Below are 21,949 nucleotides of genomic sequence, written 5' to 3' on the forward strand. Positions count from 1 at the left end.
GAAAAATGGAGGTGAAAACATGGAAAAGAATTTTGTTATTATTGGGAGTGGTGTAGCTGCTGTAAATGCAGCTAAAACTATTAGAGAGTATAATAAAGGATCAAATATATTTATTTTTGGTGAAGAGCCATTACTACCTTATAAAAGAATTAAATTATCAAAGGATCTGTATTCAGATTTACACAGTGAAAAAGTGTTAATTAAAAAGAAAAAGTGGTATCAAGATAATCACATATCAGTTTTTATAAATACAAAGGTGGTAAAAATTAATACAGATGAGCAATTTATTGTTACATCCAATGAAGCGGTATTTTCTTATCATAAACTATTAATTTGTACAGGAGCGAATAATAGAAGATTAGAGATAAATGGAATTAATAAAAAAAATATTTTTACTATTAGGGACATGAAAGAAGCAGATGAGCTTAAAGGTCATTTAGAGGACAAAGAAAGTGTTGTGACCATTGGTGGGGGTGTACAAGGGTTAGAAACAGCATGGTCTATTCTGAAAGCTGGTAAAAAGGTATCCATTGTAGAAGTAGCTCCTTTATTAATGAGAAGACAATTAGATACAAAATCTTCGCTTCTCTTGAAACGAAAAATTGAAAAGGAAGGAGTAAAGGTGTATTTAAATACTTCTATTGATTCTATTCTCGGGAAAGAATCTGTAACTGGCATAAAGATGAACGACAATTCTCAAATTAATTGTGATAGTATTGTTTACTCAATTGGCGTTACTCCGAACACTAAACTTGTACATGATACGGCTATTAAATTAAATAGAGGAATTGTTGTGGATGAGGAGATGAGAACAAATATAGACTCCGTATACGCTGCGGGAGATGTTGCAGAAGTAAATAATGAAATTGAAGGCTTATGGGGGACTGCCTTGGAACAAGGAAGAGTAGCAGGTAGTAATATGGTCTCTAAAACTGCTATTTATAAAAAAGAAATTCCAACTACTATTTTTAACGCATTCAATGTATCTTTATTTTCAATTGGAGTTGTTAATGAAGAGCAATGTGATACAACAATTGTTGAAGAAGACGGTAAGGAGAAGTATACAAGGTTATTTATTAAGGATAATAAAATAGTCGGTGTGATTTCATTAGAAGGAGTTGCGGCATCTATTCCTTACAAATCTGCGATTGAAAAGCATGTATCGTTAGAAGGAATAGATTTATTAAATACAAACATAAGTGAAATAATGAGCAAGTTAAAAGAAAAAATATAAAGCTGTACAAAAAGGAGAGGAAATCATGAAAAAATACATTTGTTTACCATGTGGATATATTTATAACCCAGAGGTAGGGGATCCAGATGAGGATATAGAACCAGGAACAAGTTTCGAAGATTTACCAGAGGACTGGGTTTGTCCTGTGTGCGGAGAAGATAAAAATCATTTTGCACCAATAGATGAATAAGAAGGAAAAAACAATGAGAATACTGCACAGTATTCTCATTGTTTTTTATATTTTTGAATGTGATTCTGGTCACAGAAATATTCTTTGAAAAATCCTATAATAGTTATGTAGCAGATACTTATACCGATTCAGCCATTCTCGGTACACTCTATAAGGCCCTGACGCCACCCTTTCTCCTCAGGGCCTTATTTTTTCTATGCCATATTCAAAATATGTTTATGTAGATAGTGTATATCACTGTCTACATAAACATATAGTTGTGATTTGGGTCACTGCAATTTTTGATAAAAATGTCTATAATAATCTTGGATATCAGTATATTTTTTATTCTATATTTAAAGTAAGGTGAGAAAATATGGACGATAATCATAAAAAATCAAGAGAGCTTTGCCCAAGAAAAGTACTAATTTTTAAGACCCTTTCCGAAGAGGAAATTAGTAATATAGCTTCAATGACAAAACATAGGAAGTTTAAAAAGGGTCAGCCATTAATTCTTGAGGGAGATAAATCAGATACATTATTTATTATTAATAGTGGACAAGTAAAGCTATGTACATTAACTCTTCAAGGGAAAGAGCAAATATTGCATATACTAACAAGTGGTGAATCCTTTTGTGAATTAAATATATTTAATTATGATGAAAAAAGTAATTTTAGTGCGTATGCTATAGAAGATACTCATATCTGTATGCTAAAAAAAGAAAATATGGATTATATAATGGAACGAAATCCAAGTATTGCATTAAAGTTGTTAAAAGTTGTCACAAAACGTTTAGCTAAGATAGAGAATTTAGTGCAAAATTTAGCGACAAACAATCCTGAAGTTAGAATTGCTCATATACTATTGGAGTTTTGTGATAAATATGGCAAAAGTACAGAGGATGGAATACTTATTAACTTGCCATTGACACGAGAGGAATTGGCAAATTATGCGGGGGTAACAAGAGAGACTATTAGTCGTAAATTGAATAAGTTTGAAAGTTTAGGGCTCATGGCCTCTGTTGGAAATAAGAAAATAATAATAAAAAATCAGTTAGCTATTAGAAGACTTATCAGTTTCTGACAAAAGACCCCTTTCTCAGAATATAAAAGAGGAGTTATTACAAATTAGTAAGTATTTTAATTATATGAATTCTTAAAATCATTATATATGAGTAAAACACGAAAAAGGGAATATGTGTTACCAATCGGTTTAATTGATAAGGTATGAATTTTTTGAGCCGCAAAATATCACATGCCTTATAATCAAACTTAAAAAATAAATTTCAAATTATTTTATCTTATATTTTTGATTTATGCGAGGGACACACCTTAGGTACCACTCCAATGGTATAGATGTGTCCTTTAATTTTATATAATTAAATAACGTTAGTGATTCTCGTGTAAACTAGGGATTATTATATAATAATTATATAATGAGAAATTAGTAATTTAAAGTTTATCTCAAATCTTATAGCTCTGTGTTTTTTTAAGGAATGATAGTTAGGGCTTGTCTGCCTAATTGAACCCATGCTTCTTCAAAATCCTTCTTATCAATTCTTTTATTTTTTTCCGTATCTAATGGATCATTAATGTATACATATTGATTGGTGTATCCAGTTAGTAAAACACTATGTTGACGGTATGTAACCTGTCTCTCACCCATATTTGTTTTCCAAGTACGAAATTCATAATCAGGTAGTTTGCGAAAGCTCGCGTTTGTTAAAATCCAAACAGGGTGTTCTTTATCAATTGCTTTATATAAATCCTCAGGATTACTTCCGGTTAAGTCTATAATACAATTCTTTGATATGTATAATTTGGCTAACTCTAAAATCGGCTTAATATGCACACCTAAACCAGGCATATCTATGTCATACATATCTCCAACAAATCCTTCGTCCATATTTCCCATCAATCCATTGTTTTGAAAAGGTACATATTTAATATTTTCAGCTAACTCTAATTTATCAACGGATAGACCGTTAAAATTTAAAAGCATTGCTAAACTTGTAACTTCGCATCCACGTTCTAATTCTGGATTTTGTAAAATCAAAGGGACTTCTAAAGGATTATTCTCTTTAGAAGATAGTTTTTTTTCATCAATTTTAACAAGTTTATCCATCTCATATGTTGTATTTTTAACGCTATTATTTTCACCTTTATGGACTAGAGTTATTATACATAATACCGTGCATAAAATAATTAATAGATAAATACTTTTGTGTCGTTGCATTTTAATATGTCTCCTTAATTAAATTAATACTTTAATTTAATACGTAACGGGGTTGCAAATGTGTCAATATTACAGTGTTCTCTTTAACACGTTTTCAAAGGTTTAAAACTCTTCTTAAACAATTATTAAGAAGAGCTTTTTAGATAAAAGTTATAAAGAATTAGTTTTAATTAACTAAGAAATTATGCAAAAAGAGTATTTGTCTGTACATTTGTTATATGCTCGGCTAATACAGTAGCTTGTGCGTGGAGGGGGGCTGGAAATCCTAATGTAATACCATTGTGTTCAGTGCATTCACCAATTGCATAAATTAATTTATCATTTGTTTGCATAAACTTATTAACAACTATGCCACGTTTAACATATAAGCCAGCTTTTTTTGCTAAATGTGTATTAGGTCGCCTACCAATAGGTATTACAATTAAATCGTATTTTTTAATAGTGCCATCTTCGAACTGGATCCCCTCTGCATAGTCTGTACCTAGGATTTTAACCGTGTTTTTTTCCATGAGAAATTGAATCCCTTTTGCTTTTAGCTTGTTACATAGTAATGAACAAGCCAAGATATCTTGTTTTGCCATTAAGTGTGAACTGAAATGAACTACGCGGACGTCTATTCCAAAATCAAATAATTTTTGTGCAATTTTTAGACCGAGCATGCCATTACCAATAATAATAGCTTTTTTTGCATGCTTCTTAATATTTAATAGAAATTGAATTTCTTCAGTTGTTCTAAGTTTATTTACTCCCAATAATTGCAGTCCTTTAACGGGAAAAATAAAAGCAGTAGATCCTGTTGCAATGATGAGTTTATCGTAGAAAACAATACGGCGTTTATCTGTAACAATGACCTCGTCCTCACGATCAATTTCTATTACCTTTTCGTTTGTAAAAAGCTTAATATTATGTTGTTTGTACCAATTATATTGCTTTTGTATTCTATTTTTAATATCTAATTGTAATGAAATAGTGTTTATTTGATTGTAGAGAGGATAGAGTTCATCACTGAAAATAGAAATGCTATACATATTAGGATTTTGTATTAAAATCTCTTCAATACAGCGTAAACTAGATATACTATTACCGATTATTACTAAGCGTTTTCGTTTTCTCATATCAATTTCTCCTTCCGATTGTGAAGTGTTGAGCAAAGATGTTCGTTCATATTATAACAATTTTAAAAAGCAGATTGCTTGATATATAGTTTATTTTAAAATATGTCACAAATTATCTTTATTCGGGTAATGAGATACAAAGATGATCCCATTAAACTCATAGGTTAGAGGAAATTTTAAAAATGTTACTAAGATATTTCAGATGGAAAATGTTGAATATGTTTGCTGCTAGTAGTATTTCTTCAATTTTTAAAGAATAACGCATACAAACACACTGTAACCTTATAATTAAAGTTTTTTTATGTATAAATGCGAATAATTTCCTGATAGATCACTATACAAGTAAGTAAAAATTAAGATGGAGTGCTTTTCCTAAACATGATAAATTAAAACTTTTTATACCAGATTAATTATTCTTTTATTCTATATTCACTAGGTATATTCGTGTATTATGCACCTTCTAGGATTTAGTGAATATAGCAGATTGCACATCATTTGAATCATTTTGTAAAGTGAGTATGTTTATTTTGTGAAATATTGAACAAAATCTTGAAAGTAAATATTGAAACATGTAGCTTATTCTTAGGATTATTTATAATAACCATGAACTAAAGGAGTGTGTAATTTTATGTTAGAACAAGGGATAGCTGATGCTATAAAACTTGCACAAAAGAAGAAACAAATATTAGATATAAACCCAATACAATATTTTGTTCGTGCATTACTAGCCGGCATCTATATTGGATTTATTATAGTATTATGTTTTAAATTAGGGGATTTTTTTCACGTTGTAAATTCACCTGCAACTTATTTAAGTGCTTCTTTATTTTTTGGAATTGCACTTATATTAATAATATATGGTGGAGCGGAATTATTTACTGGGAATACAATGTATTTTACAATTTCGACCTTACGAAAAAAAACAACGGTCTTAGATACTTGTCGTAACTGGGGTGCTTGTTTTTTAGGTAATCTGGTAGGTGCAATATTTTTTGCGTTATTATTTTATGGTACTGGTATTTTTGATCAAATTGAATATGAACATTTGATAAGTAATGTTGTTGAAGTAAAAATGAATACACCGACAATACAGCTATTTTTCAAAGCTATTTTATGTAATTGGCTTGTTTGTCTAGCATGCTTCCTTCCTTCTCAAGTAAAAGGGGATACAGCAAAAATAATTGTTATGATGTTATTGGTTTTTACATTCTTTTTATCTGGATATGAACATAGCATTGCAAATTTATCGCTATTTGCAATCTCCCTGGTATCGCCACATCCCAATACTATTTCTTTTAGTGGGGCTATTTATAATTTAATTCCAGTTACAATTGGAAATATTATTGGTGGATCTGTATTTGTTGGCATGGTATATCATTATATAACCCAAAACAACCCTACAGCTGAACAGAAGGGCGATTTAGTTGAATCTCAATGTGAGGAAAACATCCCATTACAAACACAAATAAAAATTTAAGCTACTAATATAATCATTTTCGTATAAAAATAACATAATTATTTTGAATGTTATTTTTATATCAGTTGGCCTAATTAGCCGCAAATACCGTTTTAATAATTCTTTTAAATATATTTTTTTCTTTTATAAAATATATTATTTGTTTTTGTTAGACATATAAGGGAAGGGAAATATACAAAAAACATTCACAACTTATGTGACCTAAATTTGTTAATATAAAATGCAAGATCACATGTCGAATTTATTACAGAAAACTCTAAAAAATTAGTGGGAGGTTTACTAGAAAATGAATTTTGAAAAAGTTTGTTTGGTATAGAAGTGCTTTTAGGGGGGATTGCTAAAATAGGTGAAATAACCTTCGATATACAAAATAAAAATTTGCAGTAATTAGATTTGAATGAAGATAATATAAGCATGAATGTCATTATGAAAAGTGATAATCCGTTAGTGAATCTTAATAAAAATGTAAGCGTTAACAATTTTATTTAACTAGATGTATAAACTAGATTTTTCACAGAATATCAAAGAATCTTTGAAATGTAGATAAAGAAAAATTATCTTATCTAGTGAAGCTATACATAATATTTTTTTGAGTTAAATAAGAAATAATGTTGGAGCAATATTTGCTGGAAATACATATGAAAAGGAATTTAAGTTTAACTATGTGGTATTGAACATTAATGTATTTCGAGTTCATTATTTGTTTATTCAAAATCAATTAAATCTCTTTTTATTAGAATAACAACAATGCACAAAAACATAACATAAATAGTGAGGGATCTATAAATGAATAAAAATATTAATCGTGTAGTTTTAATTGGTACAGGGGCCGTAGGGTGTAGTTATGCATATTGTATGATTAATCAGGGGTTGGCAGAAGAATTCGTTCTTGTAGATGTAAATGAAGCAAGAGCAGAAGGAGAAGCAATGGATTTAAGTCATGCAATTCCTTTTTCACCATCACCAACAAAAGTATGGAAGGGTAGCTGTGAGGACTGTAAAGATGCACAAATTGTTGTAATAACAGCCGGATTGCCACAGAGACCAGGTGAAACACGTTTAGACTTAGTTGAAAAAAATACTAAGATTTTTAAAGAAATTATACGTAATGTCATGTCAAGCGGATTCGATGGTATTTTCTTAATTGCAACAAATCCAGTGGACATTTTAACATATGTAACTTGGAAAGAATCTGGATTGCCGAAAGAACGCGTAATTGGTTCAGGTACAACACTTGATTCTGCACGTTTCCGTTACATGTTAGGAGAATATTTTGAAATCGATTCTCATAATGTTCATGCTTATATAATTGGTGAACATGGTGATACGGAGCTTCCGGTTTGGAGTCATGTGTCAGTTGGCGTTCAAAAGCTACAAACCATTTTAGAAAATAAAAGTCAGTATAATCAAAGTGACTTAGACGAAATTTTTGTTCGTTCACGTGATGCGGCCTATCATATAATTGAACGTAAGGGAGCAACCTGTTATGGAATTGGAATGTCTTTATTACGTATCACAAAGGCAATTCTACATCATGAAAATAGTGTATTAACAGTATCTGCATACCTTGAAAATGAATATGGTCATAATGATGTATATATAGGAGTTCCTGCTGTTATAAATCGTCAAGGTATTCGGGAAATTATAGAAATTGAGTTAAATGAGGAAGAAAAGTTTAACTTTAATCATTCTGTACATACATTAAAAGAAACCATGTCACCAATACTATAAGGTGAATTTATCTTATTATATTATGTCGGATATATAAATGCTTGGCAAAAGTTTAAATGTATCTAATCTAATGTAATCTGAAATTAAATACTATAGAAAAATGTTTGTTTAAACTGAAATACAGTACTTTCGCCTTGTAAAGAATCATTTTATAAACATTATTAAGAAGTTAATGGCCTTCATGATATTAGTTCATAACATATCAAGATTGAACATTTTTAGAATCAACATAACTATTTATAGCTAAATATGTTATGTCTTTCACAAAGGATTGATACCTTTTTGGTATACTTTCTATTAAGGCACTAAATGCAGACAAATTTGATTAAATAAAAAGCACTTTTTTAAAAATTTAAGAGAGTGCCTTTTTATTTATTAATTAACATTAGCAATCTAATACATACATTAATAAGAAGAGAGCGGTCCCTGTGTGCATCTGGCTACCGTTTAATTACATCCTTAATGGGCATTTATAAAACAATAAGCATACAGTAGGAAATGTGAAAATTAGGGGGATAATGGAGCATACAAAGTTGGCAATAAACCGTAGGGAAAGGAGGGAACGAGATGAGAAATTTCTTTGAAGAAAAATATACAAATTTAGAATTTAAAAGGGAACTAATAAATATTATAAGTAAAATCAGTGAATATAAAGGAGAAATATCAGCATATCAAACTCAAAAACCAGAGATCTTTAATCTTTTGGAAAAGAGTATATCCCTACAATATATTAAAACTTTTCCTAATATATATGACAAGTTTACATTCTCAAATAAACAGTTGAAAAAATTTGTTTCTAATCATGTTAGCCCTCAAACATTGGAAGAGGACGCTTTATTTTGTTATTGCAAAACATTAGAACTTGTGCAAAAAGAAAATCACAAACTGCCTATTAAACCACAAACAATTCAAGAACTGCATTTCCAATTACTGAATTATTCAACGTCTGAAAGTGGTAATTGGAGAAAAAACGAACTTGTATTATCGTGTATTCCAATGTTAAATAATCAATCCAAATTAAGTACAGTTGTTTTATATGATATGGTTCCGCAATATTTGTATCAGCTATGCGAACAATATAATACATTAAGGGCTAAAGGGAATTTTCATCCGCTCCTACTGATTCCTCAATTTATATTAAATTTCCTATGTATTTATCCATTTAATAAAGGGAATGGCAAGTTAGCAAAAATATTAATTCAATGGTTATTAATTGAAAGTGGATATACATTTGTAAAATATACATGTATAGAGAAATATTTTAAAAAATATGAATCAGATTATTATGATGCTCTGTATAAATCTGCAGCTAATTGGCATCAAGGAGATCATAATGTAGTTTTCTGGATGAAACTTTTTTTAAATATTGTTTTAGATGCATATGAAGAATTAGGTAATTTAATAAAAAATTGTATAAGCACTCATACTAAAAGAAAAAGAATTGAGAAATACATAGACAGGCAAAATCATCCTTTTACTAAAGAAAATATTCGAAACATGCATCCAGACATAAGTGAAAGTACTATAAATAAAACATTACACGCTTTAAATTCACAGGGATATATTAAATTGGTTTCTAAAGGTAGGAATGCAACATGGATAAAGCGTAAATTAACTTAGGGTAAAAAACTAGAACACTGGCAAATAATAAACAAGGAGAACCCAAAAAGGGTTCTCCTTGTTTATTATTTGTTAGACTAATGTATCTTTTAGAAGGATAAAGAAGTAAAATAGACTATTTATTAATTGCAATCTAATCATAAAATTTTGTATCACATCTTTAAGAAAGACTGGTCTACTCGTTATGATTTTCTAAACCAAATTGTACCTTTTTACGCATAGTGTAATAAATAGGGAGGCCGAGTGCTGTTAGACCTATTCCACATAAAGCTAGTAGAGGTTGAGTGAATAAGGTATTAATAACAATGAACAATCCGCCAATAATAGCAACTAATGGTATAAAAGGATATAATGGAACTTTATAAGGTCGTACAAGATCAGGTTCTCTTTTTCGTAAGATAAATACAGCAAGGAATGTCATTGTGTAGAATATCCATATTACAAATACCAACATATCAGTAAGAGTATTGAATCCGCCGACGGCCATCATAATAATTGAAATAAATAGCATAAATAGACCAGAATTATAAGGGACCCGACTATTTTTAGATAGTGTAGCAAACCATTTACTAAATGGTAGTTTGTTCTCAATAGCCATGGCATAAGGAATTCGCATTCCTGTCATAATATAACCATTAATCGTTCCAAATACGGAAATTAAAATGCCAATGGTAACTAGTTTTCCTCCCATAGCTCCAAAAAGAATTGTAGCTACTTGAGAAGCGGGTGTATCAGTACCTGCGAGCGATGTGGCAGACATGACCATTAGAAACGCGACATTAATTAATAAATAAACAACCATTACTGTTGATAATCCTAATACGATTGCTTTAGGTAAGTCTTTTTTAGGGTTTTTCATTTCTCCAGCAATATTCCCTACATGAATCCATCCATCATAGGCGAACATTGTTGCGAGTAAACCAGATCCAAGGGCAGATATCATAGATTTGTTCGGCCCTGCCTCAATTGGAAAAAGCTGAAAAGTAACGTCACTTTTGTGTAGTAATCCAAAAATAATAATCAATGCTAATGGAACCAATTTGCATATAGTCGAAGCCATTTGGATTCCACCAGCTGCTTTAGCTCCTAAAAAGTTCATAAGAGTTACAAATGTTGCTGTGATAATTGCAATTGCGATAATTAGCATTTTGTGTTCATTAACATTTAGGCCAAATAAACTAACCGTTTGTGTCCCGAAAATAATAGCAAGAGCTGCAATATTTGCAGGGAAGTATATGACAGTTTGTGCCCAGCCAAGCAAGAAAGCAGTTAAGTTTCCATAAGTCCTCTTTAAATATGCCATCATTCCCCCCGTTTCAGGAATAGCGGCAGATAGTTCAGCAGCAGTTAGTCCTGCGCAAACGGTCAAGATACCACCAATTACCCATGCAAGTAATCCTAGGCTAGCTGTTCCTGTTACTCCATATAATGCAGTGGGCTTGAAAAATACTCCGGCGCCGATAACGGTACCAATAACTGTGGTTAATGCTGCAAAGAAACCAATATCCTTTTTTAGTTGTTGTTGTGACAAAATAATCACTCCCAATTAGAAAAATATATAAATTCTCTTATGAATTCTTTATCCTGTTTGTTAAATTATTTGATAGTATATCCTGTATCCATACAAATAGCCGCCCCTCATCCTTACCAGCTAGAGAATTTGAATACATTTCAGATACTAAATAAAAAAGAAATTAAACGTATAAGTAAAGAAAGTTTAATTTCGCCTCAAATCATGTGAAAATTTTCACATGATTTGAGGCGAGTAAAATTCAATGAATTATACATTAAAAGAAATTCTTTAATTTAACCCGAAACATGAAGTTAAAAACGAGATTTCTTTTATATGAATAATAAGAATAAATGAGGTATTTTAATATTTTGATATAGTAAAATGGTAAATCGAAATTCAAAAGAGAAGATATATTCTTGTGAAGAATATCACAAAGTATTGAGGGATTCAATCATATTTTCGATATAAAATATAGAAAATCAACTAAATAAAACATTTTGTGAAATGTTTCACAAAATTGTTGACCTCTTACTTTTACTAATGGTATCTTGTAGGTGCAATCCAATGTTATAAATTAAATTATATTTGAAAAATATTGTAAGGATGAATATTTAGAATCTTATATTTATCTGACAATAATTAATTTAATTTATAACTCACTCTAAAAAAGGATGTGTAGATATGAAAATTGGTGTAGTGAAAGAGATAAAAAAAGGGGAAGCTCGTGTAGGGATGACTCCAGAAAATGTTCAAAAATTAGTTTCAGCTGGAAATGAAGTTTTAGTACAAAAAGATGCTGGATTAGGTTCTGGTTATACAAATGATGAATATATAAGTGCAGGAGCAAGCATAGTAAATCAAGGCCAGGCATGGGATGTTGATATGGTAGTAAAGGTAAAAGAACCACTACCTGCAGAATACCATTACTTTAAAAAGGATCTAATCGTTTGGGGCTTTTTACATCTGGCTGCGTCGAAAGAGTGTGTAGAAGCAATGAGAAATGCTGGTACTACTGCGATTGCTGGTGAAACTATTAGTGAGGATGGAAATTTAGCATTATTAAAACCTATGAGTGCAATTGCTGGAAGACGTGCGGTATTTATGGGAGCTTATTATTTAGAAAAACAACATCAAGGAGAGGGGATTTTATTATCAGGTATTGAGGGAATCCCAGCCGGAAAAGTTGTAATCCTAGGTGGAGGGAATGCTGCAACTAATGCCTGTGATATGGCAATTGGAATTGGATGTAGTGTTACAATCCTAGAGGTTAATCAAGAAAGAATTGCATATTTAAGAAAGCAATACGCAACAGAAGAAGTAAATATAATTGAATCTAATACTGAAAATCTAGAGCGAACGATTAAAGAAGCAGATTTATTTATTTCAACAATTTTAATACCAGGATCTCGCCCTCCTAAAATTGTTAAAGAGTATATGGTTCAATCTATGAAGCCAGGAAGTGTCATTGTGGATATCGCAATAGATCAAGGTGGTACAGTAGAAACTATTGATCATTATACAACTCATGATAATCCTGTATTTATTAAACATGACGTAATTCATTATGCAGTACCAAATATGCCTGGTGCCACCCCACGTACTTCAACTATGGCGTTGGCAAATGGAAATATTGAGTATTTATTAGCAATTTCTAAAGATGGATTAGAAAATGCAATTCAAAATAAATCATCATTAGCATCTGGGGTAAATGTATATAAAGGTATTATTACCTACGAAAATTTAGGTATGACGCTAGGTTTGGACTTTAAAGAATTGAAAGAAGTGTTAGTATGATTACCAAAAAAGTATTGTTAGATATCACTGACATTAAAAAAGCCAAAGAAATTCTTGATGTAAATGCCCGAAAAACACCTTTGGTTAAATCTTTCTATTTAACTAGTAAAACGGGTGGAGAAATTTATTTAAAGCTGGAAAACATGCAGTTAACGGGTTCATTTAAATTTCGTGGTGCATTTAATAAAATTTCCCAACTAACAAATGAAGAGAAAGAACGTGGTGTAATCGCTTGTTCAGCTGGAAATCATGCACAAGGTGTTGCATTATCTTCCCATTTATTAGGAATCAAAAGTAAAATTGTGATGCCAACCTCTGCACCGCAAGCTAAAGTGGATGCGACGAGAGGATATGGTTCTGAAGTTATTTTATACGGTGATACATTTGATGATGCAAAAGCGAAATGTGAAGAAATTATAAAAGAAACAGGCGAAACATACCTACATCCATATGATGATGTAGAAGTAATGGCTGGCCAAGGGACAATTGGGTTAGATATTCTGGATGATATGTGGGATGTTGATACTGTTATTGTACCTATTGGTGGAGGAGGAATTATTTCAGGAATTGCTGTAGCGCTGAAATCATTTAATCCTTCCATTAATATTATTGGGGTTCAAGCAGATAATGTTCATGGAATGAAAGCTTCTTATGATGCGGGGAGAATTTTAGAACACTATGAAGCACCAACAATAGCGGATGGTTGTGCGGTAAAAATACCAGGAAATTTAACTTTTGAAATTGTAAAAGACCTAGTAGATGAAATTGTAACTGTATCGGAAGAAGAATTAGAAGTAGCGATGAAAGACTTATTGCAACGCGGAAAGGCTGTCGTAGAAGGAGCGGGAGCGTTAGCCACAGCTGCACTTCTGGCAGGCAAAGTTGATAAATATGTACAGGGTAAAAAAGTAGTAGCGGTTATTTCAGGTGGCAATGTGGATTTAAAACGTATTTCAACTGTATGTGAGCATTTCTTTGTTGCCAATGAGGTAAAATAACGATTGAATAATCTTATAAAATAAAATTATTTTACTTAAGGGGAGCTAGGAGACGATATCTTAGCTCCTTTTTTAATAAATGGAGGCGTGTGTTATGGCCAATTTATTTAGGAAAAAATCAGTAAGGAAATTATTAGAAGATGGTGAAAGTAAGACTTTGACAAAAACATTGGGAGCATTTGATCTTACCATGCTAGGGATTGGTGCAATAATTGGTACAGGAGTACTTGTATTAACTGGATTAGTAGCCGCAAGAGATGCGGGTCCAGCAGTTATTTTTTCATTTATGATTGCTGCAATTGTTTGTGGGTTTGCAGCCCTATGTTATGCGGAAATCGCATCTGCTCTTCCAGTCTCTGGTAGTGTATACACCTATTCATATGCGACGATTGGTGAGTTTGTAGCCTACTTAATGGGATGGACTTTATTGTCTGTATATATAGTTACAACTGCCGCAGTAGCGGGTGGATGGACAGGCTATTTTCAAAACTTATTAAACGGGTTTGGGATTGAGATACCAAAATCACTTTTAACAATTCCAACACAAGGTGGAATCGTTAACTTACCAGCAGTAATCATTACTTTGTTATTAACTTGGTTATTATCAAAAGGAACGAAAGAAAGTAAGCGAGTGAATAACGCAATGGTATTAATAAAAATTGGTATTGTTGTTTTATTCATTTCAGTTGGTATATTTTACGTAAAACCAGAAAACTGGATCCCGTTTGCACCTTATGGTATAAGCGGAATCTTTGCCGGAGGAGCTGCAGTGTTTTTTGCCTTTTTAGGATTTGATGCGTTAGCAACGTCTGCTGAAGAAGTAAAAAATCCACAACGTGATTTACCGATTGGTATTATTGCTTCGCTAGTTATTTGTACAATTATTTATGTTATAGTTTGCCTTGTTATGACTGGTATGGTTTCTTATAAGGAATTAGATGTACCAGAAGCAATGGCCTACGTATTAGAAGTTGTAGGACAAGATAAAGTAGCGGGTATAATCGCAATTGGAGCTGTAATTGGTATTATGGCTGTAATTTTCGCTTACATTTATGCAACAACACGTGTATTCTTTGCGATGAGTCGTGACGGTTTATTACCAAAATCGTTTGCGAAAATTAATAAGAAGACAGAAGCACCAGTATTCTCAACTTGGTTAACAGGTATTGGTAGTGCTTTAATTGCTGGATTTATCGATTTAAAAGAATTATCGAATTTAGCGAATATTGGAGCGTTATTAACATTTGCGATGGTTGGTGTGTCAGTTATTATTCTTCGTAAAACACATCCAAATTTAAAACGTGGTTTCATGGTACCACTGGTACCAATTTTACCGATTATTTCAATAACATGTTGCTTATTTTTAATGGTAAATCTACCTTTAAAAACCTGGGTTTATTTCGGCATTTGGTTATTTATAGGGATAATAGTATATTTTATGTATTCTAAAAGACATAGTCAATTAAACAAACTATAAATGAGATATATTAGAGACAAAGGTTATCACGACCTACATGTTTGAGCAAGTAGGATCCTTCTCTTTTGGGAAGTACCTTTTCTTTTTATAAAAAGTTCAATTAAAAGAACTTGAAAGTTTATGTTATACGTAAAAAAGCGAATCTATTTTCAAAATAGATTCGCTTTTTTATCTCCTAATAACTTAAAAAATTAAATTGAAATAGAAAAAGGAATTAATTATTCGGATGATAGTAAATGTCTTAGTGATTTCAATGTATATATGACAAATCAATTTGTATTTATTTCCTTGATAGGATTTTACATAATATTAATTTTTTGTGAATTATTAATCTGAAAATAATTTGATTTAACGTAGTATTCATACGAAATGAATACCTTTATGTAATTTATTTGACTTATAAGATAGTTAAGAATACCAAATCAAAACATAAAAGCTCATTATTGATTGATATTTTATAAAGTTGTATTAATATGTGTCATAAAATAATATCAAAATATAATTATAAATAGAATAAGGGAGGACTATGTAAAAAAGTAATAAATACAAGTTCATGAACTGTTTTTGCACGTAAGTACATGCTAAAGAAACCAAAACTATTAAATTGATCAAGGAAATGAGAGGGAGATACTATGGGGAATAAATCAAAGTATAAAACCAAAAGAATACTAGTAGCTACTGCAACATTAACTATAATTGCTTCTGGAATGGCTTCTTCATCAGATGTCTTTGCAGAGGAAACGCAGCAGCAAAAAAATTTATCGACATCACTGCAAAGTGAAAAATCAGTTAAATCAGAAAATAGAACATTTACAGTCCCAGGAAAAGGGGATGTTGAGGTACTGAAACAACAGGAAAGAAAAAATATGGCATTTAGTCCATATGAACCAACTGGTTTATATGCAAAGCCAAATGAACAAATAACGATTAATGTAGAAGGTAATCAAGATATTCAGGTATATATTGGAACGTATTCGTATGATGCTTCTTGGAGAGAAGATTCTAAGATAAAATCATTTACATTAAAACCTGGTATAAACACAATCCAATCTCCAAATGGGGGGATGATTTATTTTTATAATAAACAACAAGGTGGTACCATTCGAACAACAATCACAGCAGGTGGAACGATTACGCCTTTCTTTGAACTAGGAAAGCATACGAAACAAGATTTAATAAACATGCTGGACCAGTATCCTAATGCACATGCAGTGGAGTTAAAAGGCGAACGTGTATTAATTACGGCCAGCCCTGCACGTGTTAAGAAATATTTGTTGGGTTCTAATACAGATCCTGTACAACTCTTGAAAAAGATGGATGAAGCTACTCGAATTCAAGACAAAGTAGCTGGATTATCTGAAGAACAAGTAGATAAACATTATGTTCATTACGTAGAAGAAAATCATTCTCCTGATTATTATATGTATGCAACTTCTTATCGCACAGCATATGTAGGAGATGCAATCCAATACGTGTTAGATATTAATAAATTTGTAACAGATGGCTGGGGCCCTTGGCATGAGGCAGGACATTTGAGACAACAATCGCCCTGGAAGTTTTATAATATGACAGAAGTGCAAAATAATATATACAGCCTTTCTGTAGAAAAAGCATTTAACCAACCATCCAACTTAGAGAAAAGTGGAATTTATCCAAAAGCATTTCAATATCTAGAACAAGTGAATAAAAATTATGATGAAATTAGCGATGTTTTTGTAAAGCTTGTTATGCTTTGGCAACTACAGTTAGCGTATGGAGAGGATTTCTATCCTAAATTGCATCAATTGTATAGAGATATGCCTTCAAGTGAACTTCCACAAACTGATGAAAATAAAAAACAATTATTTATGATTTCAGCATCAAAAGTAGCCAAACAAAATTTGATTCCTTTCTTTGAGCAGTGGGGATTACGTCCAAATAATGATACCATTCAAAAAGTAGCTGCATTAGGATATTCAATTTTAACAGCAGAGATTTGGAAGGGTACGGATTCTAATCCAATTAAACCAGATAAGCCTAATGTAAATAATATTTTAGAAGGAAACCAGTTTACATGGTCGCTGAAAGGGATTGGAGATTTTGAATTTGCAAAAGTAAATTTAAATAAATCAACAGAAGAAATGCAAATAGATCTAAAAGCAGGTGTACCACATAACTACTTTGATAGTACATATGCAAGTATTAAAGTGCAAAATACATCAGGTAAAGTGGTATATAACAAAGAGATTTATGGAAATAAGCAACAAAATGCTGAGCAAGCCAAAGTTCCGGTAAAAGTAGGAGATTATATTGAATTAACACATCTAGAAGGTGTACATAGAGCTACTATTACAAATGTGGAAAAAAGTATCCAGGAAAGTTTTGGGAACAAAGTGGTGTATGAGATTACAAAAGAGGGATTGAAGAAAGTAGATAAAATTGTTAATCCGGAACCAGATACAGAAGCTCCCACACAGCCACAAGGATTATATGCAAGCAACCTTACTTCTAACAGTGTAGAGCTAAAATGGAATCCTTCTACAGATAATATAGGTGTAAAAGAATATCAGGTATTACGTGATGGACAATTGATTCAAACCGTACAAGGAACGACATTTATTGATCAAAACTTAACAGCTAATAAGGAATATAAATATGCAGTGAAGGCTATAGATGCAGCTGGAAATACATCTATTCAAAGTGAAATGCTTCCGGTAAAAACCAAAGATCAAAATGTATCTTATGAAACATGGGATCCAAAGAAGGCATATACAAAGGGCGATAAAGTAGAACATCAAGGAACAGTGTATGAAGCGGTTCAAAATCATCAAGGAAATGGTGACCCGAATTGGATATTTGCGTTATCTTTATGGAAAGCACTTACAATAAAATAACATGTAAGAATCAGATGTGAAGATAGAATAACATAAATTGGGGCAGTATTTTAAAGGTTTACTGGATGTTGCTTGAATTTTGATAGATTTCACTACAAAAGTTAAATTATAGATTTATATATTATATAAAAATCTTAACCATTATACGCATTAAAAAATTCTCAAGAGAATATAGATCGGCGGGTATAGTATGAACATATTCAAAGGGTTTCTAATTTCATCAATTGCAATGACCACATTTGTAGGAACAGATCTAATTCTACAAAATAATAGTATTCATAATAAAGTTTACGCTGAATCTTATAATGTCACATATAAAGAAAGAGATTCACAGGAAGAAAGATTAATTGTAAAGTTTAAAAATCAAATTGACTTACCTTATGAAGATGGTATTGAAAAACGAATAAAAAGTGGAGATTATGATAACAATTTAAAGAAGTTATTTTCCGAAAATACAGAACTTACTTTAAATCGTCTGTTCTCATCTGTAAATCCGATAGAGATTGAAAAGTTATCAGTACAATCTAAATCAGTTGCTAATGAATCAGCTAATAATTTATTAAACTATTATATTGTACAAGCTCCTAATAACATAGAAATAGAATTATTACTGAAAAAATTTGAAACATCTCCTCTCGTAGAGGAGGCTTATATACAAGAAAAACAAATTTTGACACCCCCTGAAATACAGTTACCAAATTTATCTGTTAATCCGTACGATGATCCTAGATTTAAAAATCAAGGATATCTTGAAGCGGCACCAAAGGGAATTAATGCCCCGCATGCTTGGAGCATTAAAGGTGGTGATGGGAAGGATACAACTTTTGTGGATATGGAATATGGATGGTTATTGAACCATGAGGATTTAGTCAATAAAAATATTAAGCTTATGTCGGGACAAAATATAAGCCAGCATAGAGCTCATGGTACTTCTGTATTAGGAATTGTTTCATCTGAAGATAATCAAATTGGAAATATTGGAATTGCACCAAAAGCAAATGTAAAAGTAATATCCCAGATCAGGGATAATGGAATTTATAATACGGCGGATGCTATTTTAAGTGCTGTACATAATTTACAAGCGGGAGATATTCTTTTATTAGAGGCACAAGCTTCGTATGATGGGTATGGGGATAAATATTTACCTGTAGAAGTACATCCAGATATTTTTGATGCAATTCGTGTTGGTGCAGATAAAGGGATTATTATTATAGAAGCTGGCGCAAATGGTTCAAACGACTTAGATAATTTTAAAGATCGTAATGGAAAAAAGATCTTAAATCGAAATAGTCCAGACTTCAAGGATTCAGGTGCTATTATGGTTGGGGCGGGATCATCAACTGTTCCACATAAACGTTTATGGTTTTCAAATTATGGAAGTCGATTAGATGTATATGGATGGGGAGAAAATGTTGATACAACATCAGCAAATCCAAATCAAAATACTACAAATTTATATACATCAACATTTAGTGGAACATCAAGTGCTTCACCAATTATTGCCGGGGCAGCAACTTCGATTCAAGGTATTGCTAAAGAACATCGAGGTTCTCCTTATACACCAGCCGAATTAAGAAATATTTTAAGTAATCCAAATACAGGAACACAATCTCAAGATCCTTGGAATGATAGAATAGGTGTTTTACCTGATTTAAAATCTATATTAAATAACTTAGGTTTTAATTCAGATATACCGAACTCTTCTAGTATTTTAGAAGGAAAGCAGTTTGCATGGTCACTAAAAGGAATTAGTGATTTTGAGTTTGCAAAAATTAATTTCAATAAGTCAACAGAAGAAATGCAAATCGACTTAAAAGCAGGCGTACCGCATCATTATTTTAATGAAACGTATGCGAGTATTAAAGTACAAAATGCAACAGGAAAAGTAGTATACAATAAAGACATTTATGGAAACAAACAACAAAATGCTGAATCGCAAAGAGTTCCAGTCAAAGTAGGCGATTATATCGAGTTAACACATCTAGAAGGTGTACATAGGGCTACTCTTACAAATGTAGATAATAGTAAACAAGAGAGCTTTGGAAAAAAATCCATATATGAAGTTACAAAGGAAGGCCTGAAGAAAGTAGAAAAAATGCCAGAAGCAACAATTTTAGAAGGAAACAAGTTTGCGTGGTCATTAAAAGGATATAGTGATAGAGAATTTGCAAAAGTAGATTATGATAAAACGGTAGAAGAGATGAAGGTAAAACTAGAAGCAGGTGTACCACATTCCTACTTTGCTAGTACGTATGCGAGTATTAAGGTCCAGAATTCTTCTGGCAACGTCCTGTACAATAAGGAAATCGTGGGAAATAAACAACAAAATGCTGAAAGTCAAACTGTGCCCGTGAAAATAGGGGATTACATTGAACTTACTCATATAGAAGGGGAAGCAACAAAGGAAAAAACGCGAGCAACTTTAATTAACCTTGAAAATAACAAAAATGAAACCATTGGAAAGACAGCAAGATATCAAGTGACAAAAGAAGGCCTGAAGAAAGTAGAAAAAATGCCAGAAACAACAGTTTTAGATGGAAATCAATTTACCTGGTCTTTAAAGGGGTATAATGATCGAGAAATCGCAAAAGTAGAGTATAACAAAGCAACAGAAAAAATGCAGATTAAATTAGAAGCGGGTATCCCTCATTCCTATTTTACTAGTACGTATGCAAGTATTAAAGTTCAAAACTCATCGGGCAATATATTGTACAATAAAGAAATTGTAGGGAATAGACAACAAAATGCTGAAAGCCAAACCGTTCTAGTTAAGGTAGGGGATTATATTGAGTTTACTCATATAGAGGGAGAAGCACAGAAGGAAAAGACCCGTGCCACACTTACTAATCTTGAGAATAGTAAACAGGAATTTGTAGGCAAGAAAAAAACATATCAAGTTACTCCTACAGGATTATTAATAAAATAGATAAAAAGGATGTCTAAAAAAATAGTGTTTTTTAGACATCCTTTTTTATTATTAAAAAACGTTAATTATTAATAGTGATGTAGGATGAATTCTATAGCCCCACTAACTATTATATATACTCAAAAAATCAAGTTATAGCTAATGTTCCAAGGATTGACACATCTATTCTTAGTTAATCATGTTATACTTTTCACAAATGAAATGCTACAATATCAAATCCTAGTTTTATGACATCCTTCTGTTGCCACAGTTTATAAAAGGTCAATTCCAATGGGATTGACTTTTTATAGTTGTAGCACAAAGTTATAAACGCCCATATTTATTATAAGATAAATGTTGTAATTTCACGTACCGCATTTATGAATGTATAAATAATTACAATAAATATTATTCTATATGTAGCTTTGCGATATGTAATTGTTAAATAGATAATATTTAACCTTCTCGTGATATTTTAAATTAAGGTTAAAAGAAAGGAACGTAAAATAAAGTAATTCGTTAATATATAAGGATATTAATAATAATTTGTGGGAAATTGAAGAACTAAGGTATATGATTGTGATTTTTTTCACAATCATATACCTTAGTTCTTCAAAATTATTTCAAAAGAGGTTATAAACAATGAAAAGAATTATAACACTGAGCACTTGTAAACTGCAAGATACTATAAAACATGGTGGGTGTGGTGCATGTCAGACATCTTGTCAGTCTGCTTGTAAAACCTCATGTGGAGTTGCAAATCAAAAGTGTGAAAATACAATAAATAGGAAACAAGAAGTATAGTAT

The 21,949-nt window shown here is 31.5% G+C and carries 15 protein-coding genes; 12 read left to right on the plus strand and 3 right to left on the minus strand.

Going from position 1 to position 21,949, the window contains the following annotated elements:
- Window positions 1–19 precede the first annotated feature (19 nt).
- The 3 genes from ACLBXA_RS21470 to ACLBXA_RS21480 all read left to right on the plus strand — a co-directional run bounded on the left by ACLBXA_RS21470 (window position 20) and on the right by ACLBXA_RS21480 (window position 2,487).
- Window positions 20–1,234 (plus strand): NAD(P)/FAD-dependent oxidoreductase, encoded by a 1,215-nt coding sequence (locus ACLBXA_RS21470; RefSeq protein WP_447617445.1) that lies wholly within the window; start codon window positions 20–22, stop codon window positions 1,232–1,234.
- Window positions 1,235–1,259: 25 nt separating this feature from the next.
- On the plus strand, window positions 1,260–1,424 hold the full coding sequence (rd, locus tag ACLBXA_RS21475; RefSeq protein ID WP_000759866.1) for a rubredoxin: 165 nt from the start codon (window positions 1,260–1,262) through the stop codon (window positions 1,422–1,424).
- Between the two features lie 355 nt (window positions 1,425–1,779).
- The gene (locus ACLBXA_RS21480) at window positions 1,780–2,487 is read left to right on the plus strand and encodes a Crp/Fnr family transcriptional regulator (protein WP_000342564.1); all 708 of its coding nucleotides are present in this window, start codon (window positions 1,780–1,782) and stop codon (window positions 2,485–2,487) included.
- Window positions 2,488–2,892: 405 nt separating this feature from the next.
- Here the strand turns inward: ACLBXA_RS21480 and ACLBXA_RS21485 are convergent, their stop codons facing one another.
- Together ACLBXA_RS21485 and ACLBXA_RS21490 are read right to left on the minus strand one after the other, a co-directional pair.
- Window positions 2,893–3,639 carry a C39 family peptidase gene (locus ACLBXA_RS21485; RefSeq protein WP_277489862.1) on the minus strand — a complete coding sequence of 249 codons (747 nt, stop codon included), beginning with the start codon at window positions 3,637–3,639 and terminating at the stop codon, window positions 2,893–2,895.
- Window positions 3,640–3,821: 182 nt separating this feature from the next.
- Window positions 3,822–4,754 (minus strand): FAD-dependent oxidoreductase, encoded by a 933-nt coding sequence (locus ACLBXA_RS21490; protein ID WP_277489863.1) that lies wholly within the window; start codon window positions 4,752–4,754, stop codon window positions 3,822–3,824.
- A 628-nt stretch (window positions 4,755–5,382) separates the two neighbouring features.
- Between ACLBXA_RS21490 and ACLBXA_RS21495 the strand changes: the two genes are divergently transcribed.
- From ACLBXA_RS21495 to ACLBXA_RS21505, 3 genes are all read left to right on the plus strand, one after another.
- Complete coding sequence (locus tag ACLBXA_RS21495) at window positions 5,383–6,231, plus strand: formate/nitrite transporter family protein (protein WP_000893013.1); 849 nt, start codon at window positions 5,383–5,385, stop codon at window positions 6,229–6,231.
- A gap of 786 nt (window positions 6,232–7,017) precedes the next feature.
- Window positions 7,018–7,962: an L-lactate dehydrogenase gene (locus ACLBXA_RS21500; protein WP_001038829.1), complete on the plus strand. Its 945-nt coding sequence runs from the start codon at window positions 7,018–7,020 to the stop codon at window positions 7,960–7,962.
- Window positions 7,963–8,529: 567 nt separating this feature from the next.
- Window positions 8,530–9,582 (plus strand): Fic family protein, encoded by a 1,053-nt coding sequence (locus ACLBXA_RS21505; protein ID WP_447617447.1) that lies wholly within the window; start codon window positions 8,530–8,532, stop codon window positions 9,580–9,582.
- Window positions 9,583–9,757: 175 nt separating this feature from the next.
- Here ACLBXA_RS21505 and ACLBXA_RS21510 read toward each other — a convergent pair whose 3' ends face one another.
- Complete coding sequence (locus tag ACLBXA_RS21510; RefSeq protein WP_097925525.1) at window positions 9,758–11,113, minus strand: APC family permease; 1,356 nt, start codon at window positions 11,111–11,113, stop codon at window positions 9,758–9,760.
- Window positions 11,114–11,776: 663 nt separating this feature from the next.
- Here ACLBXA_RS21510 and ald point away from each other — a divergent pair.
- The 6 genes from ald (at window position 11,777) to scfA (ending at window position 21,946) form a co-directional block, all read left to right on the plus strand.
- Window positions 11,777–12,889 carry an alanine dehydrogenase gene (ald, locus tag ACLBXA_RS21515; RefSeq protein ID WP_071714106.1) on the plus strand — a complete coding sequence of 371 codons (1,113 nt, stop codon included), beginning with the start codon at window positions 11,777–11,779 and terminating at the stop codon, window positions 12,887–12,889.
- The gene (tdcB, locus tag ACLBXA_RS21520) at window positions 12,886–13,887 is read left to right on the plus strand and encodes a bifunctional threonine ammonia-lyase/L-serine ammonia-lyase TdcB (protein WP_029442949.1); all 1,002 of its coding nucleotides are present in this window, start codon (window positions 12,886–12,888) and stop codon (window positions 13,885–13,887) included. The genes ald and tdcB overlap by 4 nt, the downstream gene beginning before the upstream one ends.
- Window positions 13,888–13,981: 94 nt before the next feature.
- Window positions 13,982–15,364, plus strand: coding sequence for an amino acid permease (locus ACLBXA_RS21525; RefSeq protein ID WP_061660510.1), 1,383 nt, complete (start codon window positions 13,982–13,984; stop codon window positions 15,362–15,364).
- A 632-nt stretch (window positions 15,365–15,996) separates the two neighbouring features.
- Window positions 15,997–18,237 (plus strand): M60 family metallopeptidase, encoded by a 2,241-nt coding sequence (locus ACLBXA_RS21530; protein ID WP_277489871.1) that lies wholly within the window; start codon window positions 15,997–15,999, stop codon window positions 18,235–18,237.
- Window positions 18,238–18,427: 190 nt separating this feature from the next.
- The gene (locus ACLBXA_RS21535) at window positions 18,428–21,163 is read left to right on the plus strand and encodes a putative mucin/carbohydrate-binding domain-containing protein (protein ID WP_447617448.1); all 2,736 of its coding nucleotides are present in this window, start codon (window positions 18,428–18,430) and stop codon (window positions 21,161–21,163) included.
- A 621-nt stretch (window positions 21,164–21,784) separates the two neighbouring features.
- The gene (scfA, locus tag ACLBXA_RS21540; protein ID WP_000821353.1) at window positions 21,785–21,946 is read left to right on the plus strand and encodes a six-cysteine ranthipeptide SCIFF; all 162 of its coding nucleotides are present in this window, start codon (window positions 21,785–21,787) and stop codon (window positions 21,944–21,946) included.
- Window positions 21,947–21,949 lie beyond the last annotated feature (3 nt).

It is taken from the genome of Bacillus sp. D48C (assembly GCF_053345735.1).

Coding starts and splice junctions, on each gene's coding strand:
- ACLBXA_RS21525 (WP_061660510.1), top strand. CDS start 13,982: ATGGCCAATTTATTTAGGAAAAAATCAGTAAGGAAATTATTAGAAGAT.
- tdcB (WP_029442949.1), top strand. CDS start 12,886: ATGATTACCAAAAAAGTATTGTTAGATATCACTGACATTAAAAAAGCC.
- ACLBXA_RS21505 (WP_447617447.1), top strand. CDS start 8,530: ATGAGAAATTTCTTTGAAGAAAAATATACAAATTTAGAATTTAAAAGG.
- ACLBXA_RS21470 (WP_447617445.1), top strand. CDS start 20: ATGGAAAAGAATTTTGTTATTATTGGGAGTGGTGTAGCTGCTGTAAAT.
- ACLBXA_RS21500 (WP_001038829.1), top strand. CDS start 7,018: ATGAATAAAAATATTAATCGTGTAGTTTTAATTGGTACAGGGGCCGTA.
- ACLBXA_RS21485 (WP_277489862.1), bottom strand. CDS start 3,639: ATGCAACGACACAAAAGTATTTATCTATTAATTATTTTATGCACGGTA.
- ald (WP_071714106.1), top strand. CDS start 11,777: ATGAAAATTGGTGTAGTGAAAGAGATAAAAAAAGGGGAAGCTCGTGTA.
- scfA (WP_000821353.1), top strand. CDS start 21,785: ATGAAAAGAATTATAACACTGAGCACTTGTAAACTGCAAGATACTATA.
- ACLBXA_RS21490 (WP_277489863.1), bottom strand. CDS start 4,754: ATGAGAAAACGAAAACGCTTAGTAATAATCGGTAATAGTATATCTAGT.
- rd (WP_000759866.1), top strand. CDS start 1,260: ATGAAAAAATACATTTGTTTACCATGTGGATATATTTATAACCCAGAG.
- ACLBXA_RS21480 (WP_000342564.1), top strand. CDS start 1,780: ATGGACGATAATCATAAAAAATCAAGAGAGCTTTGCCCAAGAAAAGTA.
- ACLBXA_RS21530 (WP_277489871.1), top strand. CDS start 15,997: ATGGGGAATAAATCAAAGTATAAAACCAAAAGAATACTAGTAGCTACT.
- ACLBXA_RS21495 (WP_000893013.1), top strand. CDS start 5,383: ATGTTAGAACAAGGGATAGCTGATGCTATAAAACTTGCACAAAAGAAG.
- ACLBXA_RS21535 (WP_447617448.1), top strand. CDS start 18,428: ATGAACATATTCAAAGGGTTTCTAATTTCATCAATTGCAATGACCACA.